At 66.2% G+C, this 23,922-nt stretch carries 20 protein-coding genes; 13 read left to right on the top strand and 7 right to left on the bottom strand.

What is annotated here, in order from left to right; genetic code table 11:
* The first annotated feature begins 3 nt into the window (after window positions 1-3).
* Window positions 4-363 carry a type II toxin-antitoxin system RelE/ParE family toxin gene (locus CFB82_RS26870; protein WP_011355455.1) on the top strand — a complete coding sequence of 120 codons (360 nt, stop codon included), beginning with the start codon at window positions 4-6 and terminating at the stop codon, window positions 361-363.
* A 72-nt stretch (window positions 364-435) separates the two neighbouring features.
* Window positions 436-732: an XRE family transcriptional regulator gene (locus CFB82_RS26865; RefSeq protein WP_011658604.1), complete on the top strand. Its 297-nt coding sequence runs from the start codon at window positions 436-438 to the stop codon at window positions 730-732.
* Between the two features lie 150 nt (window positions 733-882).
* Here CFB82_RS26865 and CFB82_RS26860 read toward each other — a convergent pair whose 3' ends face one another.
* The 3 genes from CFB82_RS26860 to CFB82_RS26850 form a co-directional block, all read right to left on the bottom strand.
* Window positions 883-2,157 carry an APC family permease gene (locus CFB82_RS26860; RefSeq protein WP_089485981.1) on the bottom strand — a complete coding sequence of 425 codons (1,275 nt, stop codon included), beginning with the start codon at window positions 2,155-2,157 and terminating at the stop codon, window positions 883-885.
* A 135-nt stretch (window positions 2,158-2,292) separates the two neighbouring features.
* Complete coding sequence (locus tag CFB82_RS26855) at window positions 2,293-6,843, bottom strand: DEAD/DEAH box helicase (RefSeq protein ID WP_089485980.1); 4,551 nt, start codon at window positions 6,841-6,843, stop codon at window positions 2,293-2,295.
* 201 nt (window positions 6,844-7,044) lie between these two features.
* Window positions 7,045-7,569, bottom strand: coding sequence for a metal-dependent hydrolase (locus CFB82_RS26850; RefSeq protein WP_069251373.1), 525 nt, complete (start codon window positions 7,567-7,569; stop codon window positions 7,045-7,047).
* A 399-nt stretch (window positions 7,570-7,968) separates the two neighbouring features.
* On the opposite strand from CFB82_RS26850, the gene ggt reads away from it, so the two are divergent.
* Window positions 7,969-9,690 (top strand): gamma-glutamyltransferase, encoded by a 1,722-nt coding sequence (gene ggt, locus CFB82_RS26845; protein ID WP_089485979.1) that lies wholly within the window; start codon window positions 7,969-7,971, stop codon window positions 9,688-9,690.
* An 85-nt stretch (window positions 9,691-9,775) separates the two neighbouring features.
* On the opposite strand, the gene CFB82_RS26840 is transcribed toward ggt, so the two are convergent.
* Window positions 9,776-10,699 (bottom strand): alpha/beta fold hydrolase, encoded by a 924-nt coding sequence (locus tag CFB82_RS26840; protein ID WP_089485978.1) that lies wholly within the window; start codon window positions 10,697-10,699, stop codon window positions 9,776-9,778.
* Window positions 10,700-11,052: 353 nt separating this feature from the next.
* On the opposite strand from CFB82_RS26840, the gene CFB82_RS26835 reads away from it, so the two are divergent.
* On the top strand, window positions 11,053-11,502 hold the full coding sequence (locus CFB82_RS26835; protein WP_069251376.1) for a winged helix-turn-helix transcriptional regulator: 450 nt from the start codon (window positions 11,053-11,055) through the stop codon (window positions 11,500-11,502).
* Window positions 11,503-11,529: 27 nt separating this feature from the next.
* On the opposite strand, the gene CFB82_RS26830 is transcribed toward CFB82_RS26835, so the two are convergent.
* Window positions 11,530-12,945, bottom strand: a complete 1,416-nt coding sequence (locus CFB82_RS26830; protein WP_089485977.1) for a TolC family protein — start codon at window positions 12,943-12,945, stop codon at window positions 11,530-11,532.
* A 278-nt stretch (window positions 12,946-13,223) separates the two neighbouring features.
* Here CFB82_RS26830 and CFB82_RS43405 point away from each other — a divergent pair, with 278 nt between their 5' ends.
* The 7 genes from CFB82_RS43405 to ppk2 all read left to right on the top strand — a co-directional run bounded on the left by CFB82_RS43405 (window position 13,224) and on the right by ppk2 (window position 20,821).
* Window positions 13,224-13,400 carry a hypothetical protein gene (locus CFB82_RS43405; protein ID WP_006479216.1) on the top strand — a complete coding sequence of 59 codons (177 nt, stop codon included), beginning with the start codon at window positions 13,224-13,226 and terminating at the stop codon, window positions 13,398-13,400.
* A 224-nt stretch (window positions 13,401-13,624) separates the two neighbouring features.
* The gene (locus CFB82_RS26820) at window positions 13,625-13,810 is read left to right on the top strand and encodes a hypothetical protein (protein WP_027791386.1); all 186 of its coding nucleotides are present in this window, start codon (window positions 13,625-13,627) and stop codon (window positions 13,808-13,810) included.
* A 145-nt stretch (window positions 13,811-13,955) separates the two neighbouring features.
* Window positions 13,956-16,076 (top strand): peptidase domain-containing ABC transporter, encoded by a 2,121-nt coding sequence (locus tag CFB82_RS26815; protein WP_089485976.1) that lies wholly within the window; start codon window positions 13,956-13,958, stop codon window positions 16,074-16,076.
* Complete coding sequence (locus CFB82_RS26810; protein WP_179255458.1) at window positions 16,073-17,077, top strand: hypothetical protein; 1,005 nt, start codon at window positions 16,073-16,075, stop codon at window positions 17,075-17,077. The genes CFB82_RS26815 and CFB82_RS26810 overlap by 4 nt, the downstream gene beginning before the upstream one ends.
* 12 nt (window positions 17,078-17,089) lie before the next feature.
* Window positions 17,090-18,385, top strand: coding sequence for an HlyD family secretion protein (locus CFB82_RS26805; RefSeq protein ID WP_089485974.1), 1,296 nt, complete (start codon window positions 17,090-17,092; stop codon window positions 18,383-18,385).
* Between the two features lie 4 nt (window positions 18,386-18,389).
* A complete protein-coding gene (locus CFB82_RS26800) occupies window positions 18,390-19,781 on the top strand; it encodes an OmpW/AlkL family protein (RefSeq protein ID WP_089485973.1) in 1,392 nt (463 codons plus the stop codon).
* Window positions 19,782-19,870: 89 nt separating this feature from the next.
* Entirely contained in the window at window positions 19,871-20,821 is a 951-nt protein-coding gene (ppk2, locus tag CFB82_RS26795) for a polyphosphate kinase 2 (RefSeq protein ID WP_089485972.1), read from the top strand.
* A gap of 55 nt (window positions 20,822-20,876) precedes the next feature.
* Here ppk2 and CFB82_RS26790 read toward each other — a convergent pair whose 3' ends face one another.
* Together CFB82_RS26790 and CFB82_RS26785 are read right to left on the bottom strand one after the other, a co-directional pair.
* Window positions 20,877-21,167, bottom strand: coding sequence for an H-NS histone family protein (locus tag CFB82_RS26790; RefSeq protein ID WP_089485971.1), 291 nt, complete (start codon window positions 21,165-21,167; stop codon window positions 20,877-20,879).
* A gap of 290 nt (window positions 21,168-21,457) precedes the next feature.
* Window positions 21,458-22,045 (bottom strand): IMPACT family protein, encoded by a 588-nt coding sequence (locus CFB82_RS26785; protein ID WP_089485970.1) that lies wholly within the window; start codon window positions 22,043-22,045, stop codon window positions 21,458-21,460.
* A 489-nt stretch (window positions 22,046-22,534) separates the two neighbouring features.
* Here CFB82_RS26785 and CFB82_RS26780 point away from each other — a divergent pair, with 489 nt between their 5' ends.
* A complete protein-coding gene (locus CFB82_RS26780; protein ID WP_143750972.1) occupies window positions 22,535-23,326 on the top strand; it encodes a hypothetical protein in 792 nt (263 codons plus the stop codon).
* Window positions 23,302-23,754, top strand: coding sequence for a DUF4087 domain-containing protein (locus tag CFB82_RS26775; protein WP_143750971.1), 453 nt, complete (start codon window positions 23,302-23,304; stop codon window positions 23,752-23,754). Before CFB82_RS26780 ends, CFB82_RS26775 begins: the two co-directional genes overlap by 25 nt.
* Window positions 23,755-23,922: the final 168 nt, after the last annotated feature.

Genomic DNA, 23,922 nt, shown 5'->3' with positions numbered 1-23,922 from the left:
ACGATGACGAGACAGCAGATCCAGGTCACGCTCGGCGTGCGGTTCTTCCAGACGGCCCGTGGCAACGAGCCGGTGCGCGAATGGCTGAAGGCACTCGGGCAAGCGGAGCGAAGGGCGATCGGCGAAGAGATCAAGACCGTTCAACTCGGCTGGCCGCTCGGCATGCCGCTGGTCCGGAAGATGGCGCAGGATCTGTGGGAAATCCGTGTGATGTTGCCGGGGCGAAGCGCCCGCGTGCTGTTTACGGTCGTCGGCGACACGATGGTCCTGCTGCACGGCTTCTTCAAGCAGTCGCGGGCCACGCCGTCGGACGATCTCGATGTCACCGTCGCGCGCCTGAAAGCGCTGATGCGCGCCATCTGAATTCCCCGGTTGCGCCGGAACGCACCGTCTTCGACGGTCGGGCCGCCGGCAACGCCATGCACTGGAGTACCCATGACGACCACGAACAATCCGCATATCGGCAGCGATTTCGATACCTTCCTCGAGGAGGACGGCAATCTCGAAGCGGCCACCGCCACCGCGATCAAGCGCGTGATCGCCTGGCAGATCGGGCAGGAAATGAAGGCGCAGCACATCACGAAAACCGCGATGGCCGCGCGGATGAAAACCAGCCGCGCCGCGCTCAACCGTCTGCTCGACGAAACCGACACGAGCCTCACGCTGGCGACGCTCGCGAGCGCGGCCACCGCGCTCGGCAAACGGCTCAGCTTCGAGCTGGTGCCCGCCTGACGGCCGCGAAGAATCGACGGACGGCCGTGGCGGCGGCCCTACGGATGACGCGTGCGGCGGAGTGGCAGGCAATCCGGCCAGCGGTTCGGTGATGATCGGCCCGCGCGGCGCCGCAAGCAGGCGAGTGTCGGCCGGCGCGCACCTGCCGGGTCACCGACGAGGCCCGGCCACCTGCAGATAGAGCAGCGCCCCGCCTGCGAGCAGCAGCGGGCACAGGATGTACCAGCCGGTCGTCAGGAACAGTCCGGCCACCGCGACCAGCGAAACCCATGCACAGCGATACGCGATGCCGCCGCGCGGCAGCAGTCTCAGCGCGGCGGCCGCGCCGAGCCCGTACACCATCACGAAGCACCCGGAGGTGACGAGCACGAGCGGCTTCGGCCCGACGTCCGACAGCGTCGTCGCAGCCAGTGCGACCACCGCGAGCAGGGCGATCACGCCAAGGCTGCGGCGCGGCACGCCGCCGACCTGGCTGCCTTGCGCGAGCCACGCGGGCAGTGCGCCGTCGCGCCCGAGCGCCGCGCCGAGCTTGGCCGCGCCCGCGAAATACGCGTTCATCGTACCGAGCGTGAGCAACAGTGCGGCCGCGGCGGCCAGCACCTGCGCATGGCCGCCGATGCCGCCCGCGATCAGTTCGGCGAGCGGCGCACCCGATCCGCCCGCGGACGGCCCGAGCACCGTCACACTCGCGGCCGCTACCGACAGATACAGCAACCCGACCACCACGACCGCGATGCCCGCCGAGCGCGGCATGTCGTGCGCGGGCCGGCGGAATTCGGCAGCGAGATGCGTGATCGCTTCCCAGCCGGCGAAACTCCACACGAGCAGCGCGGCAGCCTGGCCGACCGCGAGCCAGCCATGCGGCGCGAACGGATGCAGGTTCGCGGTGCGCGCATGCGGCGCGGAGGCGAGCACCGCGGCGAGCAGCAGCGTGACGAGCAGTGCCGACAACACGAGCTGCATGCGGCCCGAAACGGTGACGCCGAATGCATTCGCGGCCGACACGGTCGCGATCAGCGCGGCAGCGGTGACGATGACCGTCGCGTGCCCGCCGCCCGTGACGGCCGCGACGTATGCGCCGCCGAACATGGCGGCAGCCGGTGCGCCGGCCGGTACCGCGAAGTAGAAACACCATCCGACGATCGCCGCAGCTTTCGGCCCGAATGCGCGCCGCGCGTAGGTCGATACGCCGCCTGCATCGGGATAGCGCGCGCCGAGTGCGGCGAAGGTGGCCGCGAGCGGTCCGGACAGCACGACCAACGCGGCCCATGCGAGCAGCGAGGCCGGGCCCGCGACCTCGGCGGCCAGTGCGGGCAGCGCGATCACGCCAGTGCCGAGCACGGCGCCGATGTAGAGCGCGGCGCCCTGGAAAATGGTCAGCGAGCCCGCGTGATGAGCAGCGGGCGAATCGGCATGCGAGGGCATGGACAGCAGTCTCCGGAAGTCTTGTCGTGTTCGAGCGCGGGCGCCCGCGCGGAAAATCGTTCGATGCTACCCGAACGACGGCGGCAGCGCGGCCCGGCGATCAGTAGTCCGTGCGGTGTCGCGTGTCAGCCGATGTCAGCAGTGGCGTGCGAGCCGCAGGCGGGCGTCCTCGCGCGCGGTGGGCGACAGCTCGGGTGCGTAGTGGAACGTTCCCGAAACCAGCGACGCGACGGGTACGCCGTCGCGGAACAGCACGCGATTGCCGGCCAGCGCCGGCACCTTGTCGCCGGGCAGCAGCGTGCCGGCAAGATTCAGCGGATCGGCGCCCGTCACGCACACGTACTGTCCGTCGCCCGGTTGCCGCCGCATTTCGCGCAGGATCGGGATCGCTTCGGGCAGCGCGAACTGTTCGCCCGCGAGCCCGGCGACGAAGCGTCCGCCGCGAATCTCGCCGCGTGCTTCGAGGCGCTGCAGTACCCGCACGAGTTCGCGCCAGCTCGGCAGCCAGTCGGCTTCGCGTTCGAGCAGCCGCCAGAACACGACGCCGTAACGGCGCAACAGCGTCCATGCGATGTGTTCGAGCGCGTCGGGGTCGGTCGTGGCGAGGCCGCGTTTCGGCACGGGCGCATCGTCCGGCGGCGCGTGACGTTGCACGAGTGCCCAGCGGCCCGCGTCGTCCATCCCGCCGATCAGCGCACCGCCGCGCCGGGTGCGTGGCGCATAGGTCGCGCTGCGCTTGACGGCGGGCTTCAACAGCGCACGCAGGCCCGCGTAGCTGTCCGCATTCACGAGGCCGGCCGACACGAGTTCGCCGAGCGCCTGTTCGAGTTCGACGGGCAGTATGCGCAGGTCGTCGAGCAGCGCATCGAAGAACATCGCGCCGTGCGCGGCGAGGGCGTCGCGTACCTGCGTGGCCCGCGCGGACAGCGCCGGTTGCGCGTCGGGATCGCGCAGCGCCTGCCAGGCCGAGAGGTGGCGGCGCGGCAGCAGCACGATCGGCGTCGTCTTCACGGGTGTGCCGGCTGCGCGCGCCGGTGCGCCGATGCGCGTCCACACGAGCTTGCCCGAGCGGCACAGCTCGTCGAGCCCGCCCGCCATGTAGTCGGTGAGCCGCGCGGGCAGCAGCGCGTCTTCCCATGCGCTCGCCGCGGCCTCGTAGCCTTCGAGCTGTTCGACCACGGCCGCGAGTGCATCGCGGCCCGTGCCGCGCGTGTCGGGCGTCAGGTGTTGCCAGTGGAACAGGAAGCGCATGAAATTGGCGCGCTCGACCGGCTCGATCTCGCGGCGCAAGCGCTTCACCGTATAGCGATGAATGCGCGCAAGCAGATGGCGTTCGCACCATTCGTCCACCGTCGTGCCCGGTGTGAACCGGCCGCGCATCACATAGCCTTCGCGCTCCAGCGCCGCGAGTGCCGTCGCGATCGACGCAGGCGGCAGCCCGAGCGGTGTCGCGATCGCGTCGAGCGCAAGCGGCCCGAAGCCGGTGAGCCGCGCGCGGATCACGTCGACGAGTGCGGCATCCGATTCCCACGGCTGCGCGCAGGCGGCGGGCACCTTGAGCGCCGGCGCTATGCGCGCGTCGGGATGCAATGCACGCAGGCACACGAGCCGTTCGACCGACACCCACAGCGCGGCGCCGTCCGGCGCGACGAGTTTCGTCACACGGCGGCGTTCGGCGAGTTCCGCGAGCCGGTCGAGCCAGCCTTCGCGTTCGCGTGCTTCGCGATCGGCGATGCACGCGAGCGTGAGCAGCGCGTCGTGCATTTCGTCGGCGTCGCGCACGAGTGGCCAGGCTTCGTCGCGCACTGCATCGATCGCATCGGCGTCGAGCGCGCCGAGATCGTCGGCTGATTCGGGATCGCTCCAGCGGCGCGACTGCACAGCCTGCGTGCGGCGTTCCTCGAGCGGTGCATCGTCGAGGAACGCGTAGGGTTTCGCGTTCAGGATCTCGGCCGCGAGCGGCGACGGCGCGGGCAGGTCGCGCGCGACGAGCTCGATCGCGCCGCTTTCGATCCGGCGCAGCAGCGCAAGCCAGCCCTCGGTGTCCATCGCGTCGTGCAGGCAGTCGTCGAGCGTCTGGTCGACGAGCGGGTGATGCGGAATCTCGCGCTCGCCGACGACGTTCTCGAGGCACGCGACCTGATCGGGGAACACGGTCGCGAGCAGATCGTCGCTCTTCATCCGCTGCAGTTGCGGCGCGGTGCGCTTGCCGCCGGTGAAGCGCGGCAATGCAAGCGCGGTCGTCGCGTTCCAGCGCCAGCGCACGCCGAACATCGGCGCGTCGAGCAGGGCCTGCACCAGCACGTGCTCGGCGCTGGCCGAACGCAGGTAGCGCCACACTTCGTCGAGCGCGAAGCTGTGCGCGAGCGACAGCGACAGGATGATCGCGTCGTCGGTCGCGGCCGCCTGCAGCTCGAAGTTGAAACTGCGGCAGAAGCGCTTGCGCAGCGCGAGCCCCCACGCGCGGTTGATGCGGCTGCCGAACGGCGAATGGATCACGAGCTGCGTGCCGCCCGATTCGTCGAAGAAGCGCTCCATCACGAGCGTGTCCTGCGTCGGCAGCGCGCCGAGCGCGGCGCGCGTGCGCGCGAGATAGTCGGCGATCTGGTGCGCGGCATCGGGCGACAGGTGCAGATCGTCGATTAGCCAGCGCAATGCCGGCGCGAGGCGGCCGCTGGCCGGGGTGATGCTATTTCGCACACTGATCACGGCTTCGGCTTCGGCTTCGGCTTCGGCTTCGGCTTCGGCTTCGGCGCGTGGCGTCGATTTTGCACCGATCTTGGCCTTGGCTTGGGGCGCAGCCTTGACTGCAGGCGGGGACTTCCCGCCGGTATCGACGTCAGCGCGCTCACCGCCGTCGGCATGCGCCTGCCGCTCGCCGTCGGCGAACAGTCCGTCGAGCCGCGCACGCAGCCGGCCGACCGCCGCCGACAACTCGTCGCTGCGCCCCGGCGCCTCGCCGAGCCAGAACGGGATGTTCGGCGACTGGCCCTGCGCGTCCTCGACACGCACGCGGCCCGTTTCCACGCGAATGATTCGGTACGACTGGTTGCCCAGCTGGAACACGTCGCCGGCCAGGCTCTCGATCGCGAAATCCTCGTTGACCGTGCCGACCTGGATGCCCTGCGGTTCGAGCAACACCGCGTAGTCGGCCATGTCGGGGATCGTGCCGCCCGACGTGGTGGCGGTCATCATCGCGTTGCGGCGCCCGCGCACGGTGCCGCCGACCACGTCGCGATGCAGGTACGCGCCGCGCACGCCGCGCCGGCTCGTGAAGCCTTCGGCGAGCATCTTCATCACTTCGTCGAAGCGCTCGCGCGTCAGCCGCGCGTACGGCGCCGCGCGCGTGAAGCTCGCATACAGCGCGTCTTCCTGCCATTCCGTGCACGCCACTTCGGCGACGATCTGCTGCGCGAGCACGTCGAGCGGCGCTTCGGGAATGCGCAGGGTGTCGAGTTCGCCGCGCTGCACGCAATCGAGCAGCGCCGCGCATTCGACGAGCTCGTCACGCGACAACGGGAACAGCCGGCCCTTCGGCACGCCGCCGACATGGTGCCCGGAGCGGCCGACGCGCTGCAGGAACGGGGCGATCCCGCGCGGCGAGCCGACCTGGCAGACGAGATCGACGTCGCCGATATCGATACCGAGTTCGAGTGATGCGGTGGCGACGAGCAGTTTCAATTCGCCGCGCTTCAGGCGCTGCTCGGCGTCGAAGCGGTGCTCCTTCGCGAGACTGCCGTGATGCGCGGCGATCGCTTCCTTGCCGAGCCGGTCGGCGAGATGGCGCGCCATGCGCTCGGCGGTGCGCCGTGTGTTGACGAACACCAGCGTCGTGCGATGTGCGGCCGCGAGGCCGGCGATGCGGTCGTACACCTGTTCCCACACGTCGGTTGCCATCACGGGCTCGAGCGGCACGTTCGGCAGTTCGAGCGCCAGGTCTCGCTCGCGTGTGTGGCCGGTGTCGACGATCGTGCAGTCGCGCGGCGCGTCAGCCGGGCCGCCGACCAGGAAGCGCGCGACCGCGTCGATCGGCTTTTGCGTCGCCGACAGCCCGATACGCGGCAGCGCATGGCCGGCCAGCGCGTCGAGACGTTCGAGCGACAGCGCGAGATGGCTGCCGCGCTTCGACGATGCGAGCGCATGGATTTCGTCGACGATGACCGAGCGCACGTTCGACAGCATCTGGCGCCCCGACGTGGACGACAGCAGCACGTACAGCGATTCGGGCGTCGTGACGAGGATGTGCGGCGCGCGCTTGCGCAGCGCGGCACGCTCGGCCTGCGTCGTGTCGCCGGTGCGCACGGCGGTGCGGATCGCCGGCACCGGCAGGCCGAGTTGCGCGAGCGATTCGGCGATGCCGGCGAGCGGCGCATCGAGGTTCACATGGATGTCGTTCGACAGCGCCTTCAGCGGCGACACGTACACGACGAGCGTCGCGTCGGGCAGCGTGCCGTCGTGCGCCAGTGCATCGCGCACCAGATCGTCGAGCGCGCACAGGAACGCGGTGAGCGTCTTGCCGGAGCCGGTCGGCGCCGCCACGAGCGTCGAGCGGCCGGCCTTGATGTGCGGCCACGCGAGCGCCTGCGCGCCGGTGGGCGCGGCGAACGTGCGCCGGAACCACGCGGCGACGGCCGGGTGGAACACGTCGAGCGCACTGGCGGCAGGGCGGGTAGCGGTGACGTCCATCGGAGCGTTGAAATGGGGTGCAAGCGCGCGGAGCGCGCGCTTGCGAATCGAATCGTCAGTGTGCCAGACGTCGCGCGTGCGTGCCGGGCACGGGTGGCGACGATTCGAACTCAGATGGGGGCCGTCGCCGCACTTTCAATGAACGGAAAGTTGCATGCGCGTCGGCACGCCGATCGCGTGCCGAATTGCGTCGAATTGCAACTAAACGCGATTCAGCCAGCCGAGCCAGTGCTCGAGCAGCGGCGCACGCGACCACAGCGACTGTGCGAGCCACAGCGTGCCGCCCCATGCGGCGGCCACGACGATCAGGTCGCAATGCCCGCTGTTCCACAGGTTCAGCGAGTGACGCCGCCAGATCCACGGCACGCCGAGCGGGTTCGGCCAGTCGGCGAGCAGGTGCATCACGCCGCCGCATGCGAAGCCGAACAGCGGCGCGGCCCACAGCGGATGCGGATGATGGATGAGCCCGTGCCAACCGAGCGCCAGCAGCGCGATCCAGCCGATGCCCCAGTGCGTGACGGTGCGATGCGTGATCCATAGGCGGCGCTTGCGGCTCCACCATGCGACTTCGAGCCAGTCGGGCGCGGTGCCGCCCGCGACGCCGGCCGCGAATGCGGCGAACAGACCCGAATGCCACGGGCCGGTTGCCCCGGTTTGTGCGACGAGGACGGCGGCGGCGACACCGGCCGCGAAGCCGGACGCATGATGCGCATTGTGTGATGCCATAGGAAGCGAGACGAAGAAACGTGAAGCGATGCGTGCACGAAAAATGATGCACCGCGAAAGCGGGGCGCTATCTTCGCAGATCGGCCCATGCAGCGGGAGGGGACGTTTGCAGATTTTTTTGAACGTCCCGTTCGGCTTTCCGCGCGGTTCGCAACTTTCGGTTTTTTGTGCGTTGCGTGATGACGTGTCCCGCGTGCCATTTCGACCGATCCGCATCCCTGTTCGGACGCCTCGACATGATCTCGCGCACATGACGAATACGCTTTCGTCGCACGTCACGTGTTCGACCCTTTTTGTCCCCCTATACTACGAAACCGGATGTGGCCGTCGGCGTGCCAGCGGCCATGAGCGGAACAGGTGCTTTTCCTGCCTGAAGGAGATCCACATGGGGGACATGCAATGACTACGCTGAATCGCTTCAAATCATCCGCTGTCGTGCTCGCGACGGTGGCCGGCATCGGTTTCCTGCCGAACGCGCCCGTCTATGCGAAGGGGCCGCAGCCGGCCGTCCTGACGAGTTCGGCCGTTGCGGTGGCCGACAAGTACAGCGCGGATGCCGCGGAGCGGATCTTCAAGGAAGGCGGCAATGCGATCGACGCGGCCGTCGCGATCGCATTCACGCTCGCCGTCACGTATCCGGAAGCCGGCAACATCGGCGGTGGCGGCTTCATGACGATCTACAAGGACGGCAAGCCGTACTTCATCGACTATCGCGAGCGCGCGCCGCTTGCCGCGACGAAGGACATGTATCTCGACAAGGACGGCAACGTCGTCAAGGGCATGAGCCTGTACGGCCCGCGCGCGGTCGGCGTGCCGGGCACGGTCGCGGGCATGTGGGAAGCGCAGAAGCGCTTCGGCAAGTTGAAGTGGAAGCAGGTGCTCGCGCCGGCGATCCACTATGCGCGCGACGGCTTCGTCGTCGACGAGCAGCTCGCGCAGCGCGGCGTCGACGCATCGAAGGAGTTCGGCGGCAAGACCAACTTCGACAAATATTTCTCCGGGCTGAAGGCCGGTGTGAACTTCAAGCAGCCGGATCTTGCCGACGTGCTCACGCGCGTCGCGAACGACGGCGCGGAAGGTTTCTACAAGGGCAAGACGGCCGAGCTGATCGCCGCGTCGATGAAGACCGGCGACGGCAACGGGCTGATCACCACCGAGGATCTCGCGCAGTACCGGGCGGTGTGGCGCCAACCGGTGCAGGCGAAGTGGAACGGCTATGACGTAATCACCGCGCCGCCTCCGAGTTCGGGCGGCATCGGCCTCGTGCAGCTGCTGAAGATGAAGGCCGACCTCAAGCAGGACTTCGAGGGCGTGAAGCTCAACTCGCCGCAGTACATCCACCTCGTCGCGGAAATCGAGAAGCGCGTGTTCGCCGATCGTGCGCAGTATCTCGGCGATCCGGATTTCTACAAGGTGCCGATCGCGCAGCTGACCGACGACGCGTACATCGCGAAACGGGCAGGTGAAGTCAACCCGAAGGAGCCGTCGGATACGAAGAGCGTGCAGCCGGGCCTCGGCACGACGATGCCGGAGAAGGCTGAAACGACGCATTTCTCGGTGGTCGACAAGTGGGGCAACGCGGTGTCGAACACGTACACGATCAACGGCTATTTCGGCTCGGGCGTGATCGCCGACGGCACCGGCATCGTGCTGAACGACGAGATGGACGACTTCTCCGCGAAGCCGGGCGTCGCGAACATGTTCGGCGTGGTCGGCAGCGACGCGAACGCGATCGAACCGAAGAAGCGCCCGCTGTCGTCGATGTCGCCGACGATCATGACCAAGGACGGCAAGGTGTCGCTCGTGATCGGCACGCCGGGCGGCTCGCGCATCTTCACGTCGATCTTCCAGGTGATCAACAACATCTACGACTTCAAGATGCCGTTGAAGGAGGCCGTCGGCGCAATGCGCTTCCATCACCAGTTGCTGCCGCCGAACACGATCTTCTGGGAGCCGTACCACCCGATCGAAGGCGAGCTCGCGAAGCAGATCGAGGCGCGTGGCTATACGCTGAAGGGGCAGGATTTCAGCGGTGACATCCAGGTGATCAAGATCGACGGCAAGACGCCGGAGGCGATGGCCGACCCGCGCGGGCGAGGCGTGACGCGGATCATTCACTGACGTGAAGGGGCGTGCGCGGTTGCAAAGGCGGTCGCGCACGCCGTGTTCCGCAGCCGGGCGTCGTGCCGCCGGCTGCGGAACGCACTCAACCGGTGGTCCGGATGAATTCGGCGATGCGTGCCGCGATGGCGTCGGGCGCATCCTCGAAGCAGTAGTGTCCGACGCCCGCCAGCCGTTCGACGGGCGCGGACGGAAACAGGGCCGTGAAGAGCGGCAGGAAGTGTTCGGCGCCGAGCGTTCGGTCGGCGTCTCCCCAGATCGCGAGCGCGGGCTTTTCGCGTATCGCGCGTAGTGCCGCCGCATCGGGCGCCTCGAACCGGTGCGCGCCGGTGGCAAACCCGCGGGCCCATCCGATCGCGCCGGCGCAGTCGGCCGGCTGCGCGAACGGCGCACCGTACGCGGCGATCCACGTGTCGTTGATAACCGCGTGATTTTCGAACCCGTTCAGCTTCAGCGTACTCAGGATATTGAAGCCGAGCTGACCGAGCACCGTCTCCAGCGTATCGTCCGCCGCCGCGCGCGCGATCCACTGGAACCACGGCGCATCGCGACCGTTCGCGTTCAGTCGCTCGACCAGGTCGGGCTGGCCGAACGGCGTCGGCCCGTTCGCGGCCACGAGCCGCCGGATGCGATCCGGATGCCGCGCGGCCAGCCCCATGCCGACCGGGCCGCCGAAGTCGTGCATCACGAGCGTGATGCGATCGAGGCCGCGCGCGAGCACGAAGCGCTCCAGGTTGTCGACATGGTCCTGCAGCCAGTAGCTGCGGTCCTGCGGCGTCGCGCTTTTGCCGAAGCCCATGTGATCGGGGACGACGACGCGGTGCGCCGGACTCAGCGCGGCAATCAGATGCCGGAACAGATAACCCCAAGTGGGTTCGCCATGCAGGCACAGGATGGTTTCGCCGTCGTGGGGACCTTCGTCGACGTAGTGCATCCGGAAGCCGGATGCGTCGTCGAAATGCGGGGCGAATGGAAAGGTGCCGTCGAACGTGGCATCGGACCGGATCATCGAACGCTCCTTCGGATAGTCGGACAGTTTGGTTTCAAATTGAAACCGAATCGAAGCGTAGGATATTTGGTTTCAAGGTGCAACCGAAAGGTTGGCCGGAATAGCCGTCGAATGACCGGGGCGTGGGCGCGTGATGACCCATCGGAAGGGAGCAGTGCCGGAATTTATCGGCTGGAAATAGGCGTTGAAGTGCCAATCTGGCCCGAATCGACCATTCCGTTCGCCGATCGCGAACAGTCGGGCGTCGCGCGATTGATCTTTCGCTCGACGAGTTTTATATTGCAACCATTCATTTCAACGGAAACGACCGCCGTTCCGCCCGCATTCCGGGAACGGCATCGCCCCATGCATCGATGAACAGACGAACCACGCACGAGGATTCCCCCTGCGGCGTTGCCCGCCCGCTGGACGCGATCGGCGACTGGTGGTCGCTGCTGATCGTCCGCGATGCGTTCGACGGGCTGCGCCGCTTCGGCGAATTCCAGAAGAATCTCGGGTTGGCCAAGAACATCCTGGCCGCGCGCCTGCGCAACCTGGTCGCGCACGGGATCATGGACATCGTGCCGGCCGCGGACGGCGGCGCGCATCACGAATACGTGCTGACCGAGAAAGGGCGCGGCCTGTTTCCGCTGCTCGTCGCGCTGCGGCAGTGGGGTGAGGATTTCTTCTTCGAACCGGACGAGGCGCACGTGCTGCTCGTCGACCGGAAGAGCGGGTTGCCGGTCAGGAAGCTCGAACTACGTTCGCAGGACGGGCGCGTGCTCGGGCCGGAGGATACGGTCGTACTGCCGCCGCCGGACTGACGAGCAGCGACCGCGCTCGTGCCGCGTTCAACTCCGGTCGCTCGCCGCGTTGCTTTCGAGGAAGCTGTCCACCGCGATCAGCGACTGTTCGTCGAGCGTACCCAGCACGCTTTTCAGCTTCAGCTGCAGCTTCAGCGCATCGAGATAGCTGTCGAACAGCTTCTGCCGGATGCCCGAGATGTCGCGCCGCAGGTTCAGCGTTTCGTACGTCGTGCTGTAGCCGACCTGATGCGCCTTCATCGACGAATCGTACGCGAGCCGCGCGGCCTGCAGCGACTGCTGCAGCGCACGGATACGCTTGCCGACCGATTCGAGCGCGGACAGCGCCTCGCGATGATCGGTGCCCAGTTGCTCCTCGACCTCGCGCAGCCGGTTGCGGTACTGCTCGGTCACGTGCTCGGCTTCCACCTGCCGGTAGTACACACTGCCGCCGGAGAAGATCGGGATCGTCACCTGCACGCCGACCGCGCTTTGATGGAAGTCGGAGCGATCGGTGAGCCCGCGCAGGTTCGGGTTGAGCCCGCGCGAATACGACGCGAACAGGTCGACGGTCGGCAAGTGCTCGGCGCTGACGCGCTTCGCGGCGAGCCGCGCGACCTGGACGTCGCGATACGCCTGCCGGTACGCGGGGTTGTCCTGCGGCGCGTATTCGCCCGATGGAATGCGCGGCGACGACCCGCGCATCGCGAGCCGCGGCCAGCGCGAGAAATCGATCGTCGAACCGAGCAGCGTCTCGTAGCGCGCACGGCGTGCGTCGACGTCGGTTTGCGCGAGGGCTTCGTCGGATTGCGCGAGGCTGCGGCGCGCCTCGATTTCGGCCGTATCGCCGATCGTCTTCATCCCGAGCTGCGCCATGCGCCGCGTATCGCTTTCGAGCCGGGTGAGCGCGCTCACTTCGTCGTCGGCCGACTGCAGTTTCTCGCGCGCGCTCAGCAGGTCGAAGCACGCGTTCGCGACGCGCAGGATAAGGTCCTGCCGCGCCACCTCGAGCTTCTGTTTCGCCGATTCCTCGTACTCGGTCGCGCGCCGCATGTCGTACAGGTAGGGCACGTTGAATAGCGCCTGCGTGACCTGCGCGGAACCGTATGCGGCATTGCTCGATCCGCTGACGTCGATGCCGAACAGGTTCGCGTGCGTACCGTAGCGTCCCCATTCGAGTTGCGCGGCGGCCTGCGGCAGCATCTGCGCGCGCGCTTCGGGGAATTTCTGGCGGGCCGCGTCGTATTCGCTGCGCGCCTGCAGGTAGCGCGGATCGTGCACGACCGCGTACTGGAACGCGGTGTCGAGGCAGAACGCACGCGCGTTCGCGGACAGGCCGGCTATCGTTACAGCGAACAATGTCATGGTTGCAAGTCGGGGATTCCACCTAGTCGAAAAACTTGATAGGGAATTACCCGCATTCCGCGTCGCCGATCCGCGATTCGCGCGCCTCGTTTCAAACATGGCCGTCTCCGTCTCCTGCCCGTGCCGCAACGCATTGCGGCGGGATTTAAACGTATTGAAATTGAAATTCAAACAGCGTGAATGCCTGCCAATCGTGGTGTATCGGAAAACGCCACTGTAAGAGTGTGTCCTCCATTGAATTCCGATGCGCTCGCATGATAGCCTGATTTCGGCTCGTAATCGCGGTGATTATTAGATTAACAAGTCGCTAGAGATTAAAAGCCGTTTGTCTTTCAATGAAGGCTCTTTGCGTCATCTTTATTTTTTACGAGGAGAGAATGATGAAGGTCATGACGACGGAACAGGTCAGGAATGTGCATGGCGGCGGTGCGATCAGCTCGCTGGGTAGCCTCGCTGTTGACGCCGCGCCGGTGGTGACCGCGCTCGGCCAGTTCCTGCCGAGCCTCGGCAATTACCTGCAGAACCCGAAGACGTTCAATAACACCGGCAAGTAACCGCCGTGCGCGGGGAGGCGCCCCCCGCGCGAAATGCTGCGAAACAGAAGGAAAAGAATCGATCGCCGCAGTGGAAATAAAGCGAATCCGAAATGCATTACTTTCGGTTCGGGCGATTATCAGGAGGCAGGAGTTCCGGATTATCCCCGTAATAAAGTGAACGGCCATTGAGATAGCAATTGGCTGACGGCGCGGGCATTCCGACAATATAAAGGCCACAACAAATGCGAGACATCACCGAAGAACAGGCCCGCCAGATTCGCGGCGGCGCGTCGCTTTACTCCAATTCGGCCGCCTATACGGTCGATCTCGTCAACCAGTCGATCGGGACCACGCTCCAGGGCCTGATGACCCAGTACCAGACCCGCGCCGTCGAACAGTTCCGGATGTCGCTCGGCTCGTCGCGCTGAGCGGCCCGCCAAGCAGCCGGTAACACCGATCTTCCGTCGCAGCCGGCAGCGTGCCGGCTGCGCCCATGCGTATCGCGCACGACCCGCCACGGGCCCGCTAGCGGCAGGCCCGGGCGGCGCGTCGTCGCGCCCCGGGTGCCCGACCATGCTCTTCAATACGCGTAAAGTCCGTCCGGTCCTGCAGGACGAGGTGACGGAGTGCGGCCTGGCCTGTCTCGCGATGATCGCGTCGTGGCACGGGCGCGAAACCACGTTGCGCACGCTGCGCAACCGCTATCCGGTCCGGATCGATTCCGGGCTGTCGTTCTTCGACCTGATGGAGATCTCGAACGATCTCGGCCTGCGTGCGCGCGGGCTGCAGTTCGACGCGGGCGAGCTCGACGCGCTCAAGACGCCGTGCATCCTGCACTGGGGGATGAACCACTATGTCGTGCTGACGAAGGTCGGCTACGGCAGCGTGCACATCGTCGATCCCGCGCTCGGCGAGACGAAGCTGCCGCTCGCGCAGGCGCTCACGCACATCACCGGCTATGCGCTCGAACTGAATCCGGACATCGGCTTCACGCGGGCGGGGCAGGCCGACCGGATCCGGCTGCGCGACTACCTCGACGGGCTGACCGGCATCCGCAAGAGCCTCGCGATCGGCATCGCGGGCGGTGTCGCCGCGCAGCTCCTGCTGCTGCTCGGCCCGTCGTACGTGCAACTGACGATCGACGAGGCGCTGAAGAAGACCGACGTCGACATCCTGTACCTGCTGACGATCCTGTTCGCGATCGTGTTCCTGTTCGACACGCTCTACGCGAACCTCGTCGGCAACATCAAGAGCTACCTGCGCAACATCGTGTCGCAGCAGTTGTCGGCGAACATGGTCGGTCATCTCGCGCGGCTGCCGATCGGCTATTTCCTGTTCCACAACACGGGCGATTCGATCTCGCGCGTGTCGTCGGTGTCGGAGGTCGGGCGCTTTCTCGTCGATGGCCTCGTCGGCGGGCTGCTCAATATCGTCACCTGCACGCTGACGCTCGTGCTGATGCTGTACTACAGCCCGGTGCTGGCCGGCATCAGTCTCGCGGGGATGGTGCTGTTCGCGCTGAGCCGGCTCGCGATCCAGCCGCAGTTGCAGGACGCGATGTCGCAAATCCTCACGCGCGGCGCCGAAGCCGATGCGCTGCTGATCGAGAACATCCGCTCCGCGCACTCGATCAAGCTGCTGTCGGCCGAGACCGCGCGCAGCAGCCTGTGGGTGAACGCGTTCACGCAGAAGCTGCAGGCGATGCGCCAGCAGGAGCGGCTGCAACTGCTGTTCGATGCGATCTCGAAGGGGATCGTGCACGTCGAGCAACTCGTGATCGTCACGTACGGCGCGTGGCTCGTGATGCATGGGCAGAGCACGATCGGCGTGATCTACGCGTTCATCCAGTACAAGAACCTGTTCGCCGACAAGTTCATCGACTCGATCCAGCTCTACGTGCGCCGCAAGGTGCTGCAGGTGCACATGGACCGCGTCGCGGACGTGTTGCAGACCGAGACGGAGGAGCCCGCGCCGGGCGCGGTCGTGCGGCCGGTCGACGGTTTCGACGGCGCGCTGGCGATCCGCGCGCTGTCGTACACACCGAAGGGCGGCAACCGCCCGATCCTGCGCGACATCGCGCTCGACGTGCCGGCGGGCGGCAAGATCGCGATCGTCGGCCGCACCGGCAGCGGCAAGACGACGCTGCTGAACCTGATCTGCGGGCTCGTGCGGCCGGAGCCCGGCACGCTGTTCGTCGGCGGTGTCGATCTCGCGGAAGTGAACCTGCGGCAGTACCGCAAGCATCTCGCGGCCGTCACGCAGTCCGACCAGCTGTTTCGCGGCACGATCCGCGACAACATCACGAATTTCGCGCCCGCGCCGCGGATCGGCGCGATGTTCGATGCGGCGAAGCTCGCGTGCGTTCACGACGAGATCGAGCGGCTCGACCATCGCTACGACACGCCGCTCGGCGACACGCAGAAATTCCTGTCGGCCGGCCAGATGCAGCGGCTCCTGATCGCACGCGCGCTGTATTGCGAGCCGCGCCTGCTGATCCTCGACGAATTTTCGTCGAACCTCGACCAGGCGACGACCCACGAGATCTGCCGCAACGTGCTGACGCTGCCGTGCACGATCGTGCTCGTCACGCATGACGCGTCGATCCTGTCGAGGGTCGACCGGATCTACGAGATGCAGGACGGCGTATTGACCGATGCGACCGACGCGTGGCGTTCGGCCGAGGAGACGCGGTGATGCTCGGACGACTCTTTCTGCTCAATCCGTTCTCGTATGCGTTCCTGGTGCGGCGCGCGGTGCGGGCCGTCGCGCTGCGCACGTCGCCCGCGCGCGGGCTGCGGCTGATGCGCTGGTGCTCGGGCGCATGCCTGCGCTGCTTTCCGTGTATTCGCGAGTCGATCGAGCGCGCGGTCGCGTTCATGCTGAGCACGCACCTGAACGACGATCCGCGGCGCGTGCGGGAAGTCTCGGCGGCGATCGTGCGCGAACTGTTCGAAGCGGAGTTCGCGGGGCTCAAGCTGCGGTCGCACAGCCTCGAATCGATGAAGTCGATGATCGATGGAATGGCGTGCGAAGGCGACGCGCAACTGCAGGCGGCGCTCGCGCGCGGCGGCCCGCTGATGCTCGCGGGGCTGCACTTCGGCAACCTGATGCTGTTCGTCACGAAGCTGCGCTTCATGATTCCCGACGACCGCAAGCTGATGGTGATCCTGCACCGCGATGCGCCGGGCGCGTTCTTCGACGATGCGCTGCGGCTCGTCTCCGAATACGGTGCCGGCGAAGTCGAGTTCATCGACATCGAGGAGCGCGTGCATCTGCGCCGGCTGATCACGAGCCTGCGGCGCGAGGCGCCCGTATTCCTGCTGTTCTCCGACCTGCACGGCAAGTTCGGCAAGACCAACCGCTGCCGGCTCGGCGGCCGCTGGGTGCGGATGGCCGGCGGCGGCGTGAAGCTCGCGGTCGAGCAGGGGATTCCGCTGCTCGTCGCGTATGCGACGGGCGTGCCGTTCCGCGATCGCTGCGCGGTGCATTTCACCGAACTCGCGGCCAGCCCCCTTGCACCGATGCTCGGCGCGGACGACGACGCGTCGCCCGTGCGCGCGACGCACCAGCGCATCGTCGACCAGCTCGAGCAGGCGCTCGTGCGCCAGCCCGAGCAGTGGCATTTCTGGGAACACTTCACGCCTTACCTGATGCCGGCGCCGCTGCTCGATGCGGCCGCGCGGCGTCGCGCCTGACGAGCCCGCCCCATGCCGACCTGGAACTCCGCCCTCCGAGAACAGAAGCCGTCGCGCAAGCTCGCGCGCGGCACGACCTTCGGCACCGTGATCCACGGCGTCGTCGACGTGCCGGTGTCGATGCGGTTCTTCTGCTACCTGTCGCTCGCGATGTTCGCGATGTTCGTGACCGCGCTGGTCGAGCTGAGCTATGCGAACACCGAGAGCGTGTCGGGAATGCTGACGCCGCGCTCGGGGCTGATCGGCGTCAGCGCGCCGCCGGGCTGGGCCGTGCGCGACGTCTACGTCGGCAAGGACCAGCACGTGAAGGCCGGCCAGCGGCTGCTCGCGGTGACGCGCGACACGAGCTTCGTGAGCCAGGCGAACAACGTGCAGGGGATGCGCGCGGCGCTCGACCGGCAGCGCATCGAGGTCACGCAGCAGATCGACGCGGCGCGGCTCGAATACAAGTCGTCGGTGCAGCAGATCAACCAGCAGATTGCCGCGCAGGGTGAAAGCCGCGGGCTGATCGACCGCCAGATCCAGGACCAGAAGCGCATCGTCGACGAGTACGGCGAACGGCGCGCACGCGTGAAGCAGCTGCTCGACGAACAGGTCGTGACGCTCGAACAGTACAACCAGGTCAACACGCAGTACCTGCAGGCCGGGCAGGCGTACCAGGACCTGCTGCTGCGCCGCGCCGAACTCGCGAAGAACGCGATGAAGCTGCGCGGTGACCTCGACACGATGCAGAGCAAGTACGACGGCGCCAACGCGGAACTGAAGATCAAGCAGGAGGAACTGAACGCGAAGGAATACAACATCGACGAGAACGTGAACCAGGTGCTGTACGCGCCGGCCGACGGGCAGATCGTGCGGCTCGACGTCGTGCAGGGCGGCGTGATCGACCCGCCGGGTACGCGCGTCGTCGAGATCCTGCCCGCGAAGGCCGACGGGCTGATCGCCGAGGTCTACATTCCGTCGTCGAAGGCCGGCTTCGTGAAGAAGGGGCAGGAAGTGAAGGTGGCGTACGCCAGCTATCCGGTCGAGAAGTTCGGCACGTATCGCGGCAAGGTGCTGTCGATCTCGCCGGTCGCGTTTTCCGCGAAGGAGCTGAACCTGCCGGGCGATGCCGCCACGCCGCAGACCTACTTCAAGACCTGGGTCGAGCTGGCCGACCGCACGCCGGCATTCGACGGGCGGCCGCTGTCGCTGCGGGCCGGGATGATGCTGAAGGCCGACATCGTGCTGGAGCGGCGCAGCCTGCTCGAATGGCTGTTCGAGCCGCTGTACCGCATCCGTCAACGCCTGTTCGGCGTGCCGGCCTGAGCGGATGGCGAGCCGGGACAAGGACCGCCGCCACGCGCGGCCGGGCGCCGTGCGTCCGCTGTCGCGCTGGCTCGGCGCGACGCTGTTCGCCTGCGCGGCCGCCGCGCACGGCGCGCCGCAGCCGGATGGCGACACCGAGCCACGCTGGCAGGCCGGCGCGGACGGGATCGGCTTCTGGCCGGGCGGCGACGCGGACGGGTTCGATGCGAGCGCGTGGGCGACCGATGCGGGGCCGGCCCGCCGCGGTCGCGGCGAGCCGGGCGATGTGCCGCCACCCGACGCCGTCCCGTTCACGGCGCGCAAGATCACGCTCGGTCAGCGGACCCGCGGGGCGGGGCACGCATGCGCGGCAGCGCGCGACGATGGCGCGGACGGCATCGGCTTCGACGACAACGGCGCAGCCGGCGGCTGTGAGCCGGCCGCGACACGCGATGCAACGGCGGATGACGCACCGGCGGGCGGCGTCGTCCACGCCGACCGGATGCCGTACGAACTGCATCCGATCGACCCGGCCCGGCTGCCCGATCTGCCGGCCGCCCAGGCGCCGCCGTTGCTGACGCAACTGATGGGCGACGATCGCAACATGGTCGGCCTCGGCTGGCACTTCGTCGGCACGACCGGCCGATCGACGCCCGTGACGACGCACACGGACGCACTCGGGCTGAACAGCTTCCAGAACCGGGGTTCGAGCCTGTCGCTCAGCAATACGAACACGCTGGCCTTCACGTTGACCCACTTTTTCTCGGAGAACTGGGCGGCCGAACTCGGCGGGGGCATTCCGCCGGTGCTGACGCTGCGCGGGCACGGCAGCATCGCGCTGCCGCTCGACCGGATTTTTTCCGGCGTCCAGGGGCGCTTTCCGCTGATCGATCTCGCGAACACGCAAAGCAATCCGCTCGCGACCACGCGCGCGTGGCTCGGCTCCGTCGTGTTCAAGTACTACCTCGGCGAGCGCGACGATCGATTCCGCCCGTTCGCGGGCATCGGCATCAGCTATACGCGCTTCACGAACACGAACCTGAATCCCGTGTTCCAGCGCAAGCTCGCGTCGCTCGGCGGGCTGCTCGCGGCGGGCGCGGACATCGGCAGCCTCCAGTCGCTGCTGCTCGACCCGTCACTGTTCCAGCGCATTTGGGATGCCGGCGGCGACCTGCTGCTGGCGGGCAAGACCAATGTGTCCGCCAAGGTGAAGAGCGTGTGGGAGCCGGTGTTCACCGTCGGCGCGAGCTACCAGATCACGCGCCAGTTCTGGATCACCGGCATGGTGACCTATATTCCGTTACGGACGAAGATTACGCTGGACATCGACCAGCCGAACCGGCAGCTCGCGTCGAACACGTTCGATATTTCCGCGAACCCCGTGCTGGCCAGCGTGCTGCTCGCGTTCCGCTTCTGACCGGCGCGCCGGCCCTTTTTTCATGAATTTGACGCGCGACACTGGGATAATGTTGGAGTTTGGCTGCGTCAATGATGGAAGGAGGCCCCATGGGCGACAACGATACCCGCACCGAGACCGACGACCGCACCGATATGGAATCGATGGAAGCGCGCCAGCGCCGCTTCGAGGAGGATCTGGTCGACGCCTACGACGAAGAGCTCGAGATGGAGCTCGACGATCGCCGCTTCGACGACAGCGACGACCTGCTGTTTTCGCAGGAGCGCCGCGAGGCGCGCAAGCAATATTTCCGCGAACTGTTCCGCCTGCAGGGCGAACTCGTGAAGCTGCAGGACTGGGTCGTGAGCACCGGGCACCGGCTCGTCGTCATTTTCGAGGGGCGCGACGCGGCCGGCAAGGGCGGGGCGATCAAGCGCATCACGCAGCGGCTGAACCCGCGCGTATGCCGCGTGGCGGCGCTCCCGGCGCCGAACAACCGCGAACGCACGCAATGGTATTTCCAGCGCTATGTCGCGCATCTGCCGGCCGGCGGCGAGATCGTGCTGTTCGACCGCAGCTGGTACAACCGCGCGGGCGTCGAGCGCGTGATGAACTTCTGTACCGACGAGGAATACGAGGAGTTTTTCCGTTCGGTGCCCGAATTCGAGAAGATGCTGGTGCGCAGCGGAATCCAGATCGTCAAGTACTGGTTCTCGATCACCGATCACGAGCAGGAAGTGCGCTTCCAGAGCCGGATCCAGGATCCGCTCAAGCAGTGGAAGCTGAGCCCGATGGATCTTGAGAGCCGCCGCCGCTGGGAAGCCTACACCGCCGCGAAGGAAGAGATGCTGCAGCGCACCCACATTCCGGAAGCGCCGTGGTGGGTCGTGCAGGCCGTCGACAAGAAGCGCGCACGGCTGAACTGCATTCACCACCTGCTGCAGCAAGTGCCGTATCACGAGGTGCCGCACGCGCCGATCGACCTGCCGCCGCGCGAGCATCACGAGGATTACATCCGTCGACCTGTGCCGGACAACATGATCGTGCCGGACACTTACTGAGCGGCCGGCGCGGATTCGATGCGATGAAGGGACGCGCCGCGCAACGCGGCGCGCATTACTCCCGGATCAAAAACGCGGTGTGGTCGCGCCCGACGATCCATGCGGGTGCACGGCCGCGGCCGCTCCATGTCGCGCCGGTTGCCGGGTCGCGATACTTCGCGCCGACGGTGAACAGCTTCGCGCGATCGCTGTAACCCTGCCCGAAGATTTCCCGCGCGGTCAGCGCGTAGCTCGTGACGAGTTCGCGTACCTGCGCCAGCACCGCATTGCGTTCGCGGCGCCGAGCCGTCTTGATGCGCCGATCGAGTTCCGCAAGCTGGGCTTGCAGTGTGTGCACTTGATGCATGCGTCCGTTATCCCGTAGCTGAATTTTGATTATTGGCGACGCGTGACGAACCGCCCGTCGCACGCCCGGCCTTGGCGTGCCGACTCGGCCGGTGGCGGTTGCGTGCCGACTCGGCCGGTGGCGGTTGCGTGCCGCCTGTGCCGGCCTGCGGATAAAACGTATGCGGCGCGAGTCGCCGGGAACCCGGTGAGATTAAGTGGCGGCGTGCGGTTTTTCTATCGGACGTATCTGATTTTTCGGGGGAATTTGCAGGCAGCGAGGGGCGGGGCGAGGACGATAGCGGCCGCTCGTTACAGATCGGGAAAGCCCGATCGCCCTTGCGTCAGGTCGAACAACTCGGTTCGCGCGTTCGCGGCGGCGGTCTCGGGCAGCTTGATCACGAGCTTGACCGTCATCCCGTACGCGCTGTCCACCAGTTCATAACCCGCCTGGTCGATCCAGCGGCGCACGCGCGCCTCCTCGGGATAGCCGATCTCGATCGCGAGCCGCGTGTAGCGGATGCGCTCGACGCGCTCGGCATCGAGCAGCGCCGACGCGATCGCATCGGTGTACGCGCGCACCAACCCGCCCGCACCGAGCTTCACGCCGCCGTAGTAACGCACGACCGCGCCGAGCACACCGTCGAGATCGTGATGGCGCAGCACTTCGAGAATCGGGCGGCCTGCCGTGCCCGATGGCTCGCCGTCGTCCGACATCCCCGACTGGCCGCCCGCCAGCAGTGCCCAGCACACGTGCGTGGCTGCTGGATGTTCGTCGCGCAGGCGTTGCACCGCCTGCATGGCCGCGTCGCGGTCGTCGACGGGAATCGCGTACGCGATGAAGCGGCTCTTGCGGATCTCGAGTTCGCGGATGTAGGTGGTGGCGAGCGAGTACATCATGCGTCGCGAGGGGAAAAGTGTAAGGAAATCAAGATGATGGTGGGGTGTCGATGCTTGTGGTGCACACCCGGGCAGGCGTGGGTCGGTTGCCCGGGCGGGACGAAAGCAGAATTTTACCGTGGTGCGCATCGAAGCATTTCGATGCCATCGGAAATCGACCCGGGTGATGTGCTGGATACATCGAAACGACGCGCACCGATGTGAATTGTGCGAGGGGGCGAATGTGCCGTCGCCCGTAACGGCGGATACCGGATGCCCGTCGATGTGCGGCGCTTGGCGGATGCGCCGGTCAGGATCGGATGTTGCCCGCGCGAGCCGTCAACTATTGATTGCTGGACGTAAAGCGAGCGGCGGGTCACGCATTCTGATGCTCGAATAAAAAAACGCCAGTCCTGATTCGGTATTGCGGATGTCTTGATAACCGGGTCGTCCAAGGCTGCGTGCTAGTATCGCGCGATTCCCTCCGGAAACTGCAGCGAGTAATTGATCGTGAAAGCGAAGACGCGATTCAAGACGATATCCATAGTGATGATTCCAGTCGTTGTGCTCGCCACCGCAGGCTATGGGTGGTCCAAGCCATCGAGTCAGCCTCCGATCACGTTCCCGAGTCCCCCCTCCCAATCTCAGGCAGAAGCGTTTGCACGTCAGGACGCGTTGCGCTATACGACCGACGAAGTTTGCGACGATTATCGGAACTGGCCAGTCGTCTACGATTTCGACGCGCCGGTGTACACCGAGACCAAATATACGCTGGCGTTGATGGAGGCGCTGGCCGATGCTGGATTCGTCGCCAGGAGGGTTGTGCCGCACAGGAATGCCGGGCCCGTTCAGTTCTATCCGCACGAAAAGCGGATTTACGACATTGTTCCGCAAGCGAAGCCGTATGTGCGCGAACAGCGCAATCAAGCCGGACCATCCGGGGCCGGAGGTTCGTCGAAGGCCCTTTGCTTTGGGCGCTATGTGTACGATCACTTCACGTCGCTCGAGGCGGATTTTTTTGTCGGCGATTCGTCGGACCGGTCGCGGATCAACGGGAGCGTCTACAAGGATCTTAATGGCGCGTACAGGACGGATGTCAGGTATTCGATACGGGCTGAGCAGGGATTCGAGGAGTGGGCAAATTCCATCGATATGCAGTTGCACGGACACAAGGTCCGTAACGAGGCCGAATATTATCCATTTCGCAGGCTCGGCGATATGACGATTTGGGGCAGCGGGCTGGAAAAGTATGTGTCGCTGGAATATAGCGAAGGCAAATGGAAATTTGCCCCGAAACCGTGATTGAGGTGGCAATGCGCGATACCCGGTGGCGGTTCGTCCCCCGTATTCAGACATGGATCGGCATGTTGTATTCGGCGTTGGTGTTGATGTGCTCCATCCATGCCAACGCGTCAGGGGATCGATGTGGCTGGCTGGATCTATCGAGGAATTCGTCGAAGAACAATGCAATCGAGTTTCATGACAGCGAGCGGATCTGGATGATCGACAGGGAGGCCGGGCAATGGCCGGTCATTCGTCAGTCGGACATGTATCCGAATACGAGGAAGTCGTATACGTATTCATCGGTTCGCGAAGAGGATTATCTGACATGCGCGTGCATGGTATTCGAGTCCGTTGACGGTGGCGACGTGACGAAGATGCGCCGGGCACGCCTTATTCCGATTGATCGCTGTCTGCGGGACAAGAATTTATGGCAGCCGCCGGATTAGCGGGGGGCGGCTATTCAACGGTTGCGGCTCGATTAGGGTTGGGGACCTATCCGTGATTTCGTGGGCGGGGCATATCATGAGGTGTAAAGGCCATGGATATGCCGATGAAGAAAAAGAGACAAACTGTAGCGCGTCAGGCAGCGGCCCGAGGGCCGCTGCCTGAACTGC

The organism is Burkholderia sp. HI2714, assembly GCF_002223085.1.
Taxonomy (GTDB): Bacteria; Pseudomonadota; Gammaproteobacteria; order Burkholderiales; family Burkholderiaceae; genus Burkholderia; species Burkholderia lata_D.
Note: the sequence above shows the minus strand (reverse complement) of the source record. Positions and strands in the feature narration are given on the sequence as shown.

Coding starts and splice junctions, on each gene's coding strand:
- CFB82_RS26870 (WP_011355455.1), top strand. CDS start 4: ATGACGAGACAGCAGATCCAGGTCACGCTCGGCGTGCGGTTCTTCCAG.
- CFB82_RS26865 (WP_011658604.1), top strand. CDS start 436: ATGACGACCACGAACAATCCGCATATCGGCAGCGATTTCGATACCTTC.
- CFB82_RS26860 (WP_089485981.1), bottom strand. CDS start 2,157: ATGCCCTCGCATGCCGATTCGCCCGCTGCTCATCACGCGGGCTCGCTG.
- CFB82_RS26855 (WP_089485980.1), bottom strand. CDS start 6,843: ATGGACGTCACCGCTACCCGCCCTGCCGCCAGTGCGCTCGACGTGTTC.
- CFB82_RS26850 (WP_069251373.1), bottom strand. CDS start 7,569: ATGGCATCACACAATGCGCATCATGCGTCCGGCTTCGCGGCCGGTGTC.
- ggt (WP_089485979.1), top strand. CDS start 7,969: ATGACTACGCTGAATCGCTTCAAATCATCCGCTGTCGTGCTCGCGACG.
- CFB82_RS26840 (WP_089485978.1), bottom strand. CDS start 10,699: ATGATCCGGTCCGATGCCACGTTCGACGGCACCTTTCCATTCGCCCCG.
- CFB82_RS26835 (WP_069251376.1), top strand. CDS start 11,053: ATGAACAGACGAACCACGCACGAGGATTCCCCCTGCGGCGTTGCCCGC.
- CFB82_RS26830 (WP_089485977.1), bottom strand. CDS start 12,945: ATGTTTGAAACGAGGCGCGCGAATCGCGGATCGGCGACGCGGAATGCG.
- CFB82_RS43405 (WP_006479216.1), top strand. CDS start 13,224: ATGATGAAGGTCATGACGACGGAACAGGTCAGGAATGTGCATGGCGGC.
- CFB82_RS26820 (WP_027791386.1), top strand. CDS start 13,625: ATGCGAGACATCACCGAAGAACAGGCCCGCCAGATTCGCGGCGGCGCG.
- CFB82_RS26815 (WP_089485976.1), top strand. CDS start 13,956: ATGCTCTTCAATACGCGTAAAGTCCGTCCGGTCCTGCAGGACGAGGTG.
- CFB82_RS26805 (WP_089485974.1), top strand. CDS start 17,090: ATGCCGACCTGGAACTCCGCCCTCCGAGAACAGAAGCCGTCGCGCAAG.
- CFB82_RS26800 (WP_089485973.1), top strand. CDS start 18,390: ATGGCGAGCCGGGACAAGGACCGCCGCCACGCGCGGCCGGGCGCCGTG.
- ppk2 (WP_089485972.1), top strand. CDS start 19,871: ATGGGCGACAACGATACCCGCACCGAGACCGACGACCGCACCGATATG.
- CFB82_RS26790 (WP_089485971.1), bottom strand. CDS start 21,167: ATGCATCAAGTGCACACACTGCAAGCCCAGCTTGCGGAACTCGATCGG.
- CFB82_RS26785 (WP_089485970.1), bottom strand. CDS start 22,045: ATGATGTACTCGCTCGCCACCACCTACATCCGCGAACTCGAGATCCGC.
- CFB82_RS26775 (WP_143750971.1), top strand. CDS start 23,302: ATGGAAATTTGCCCCGAAACCGTGATTGAGGTGGCAATGCGCGATACC.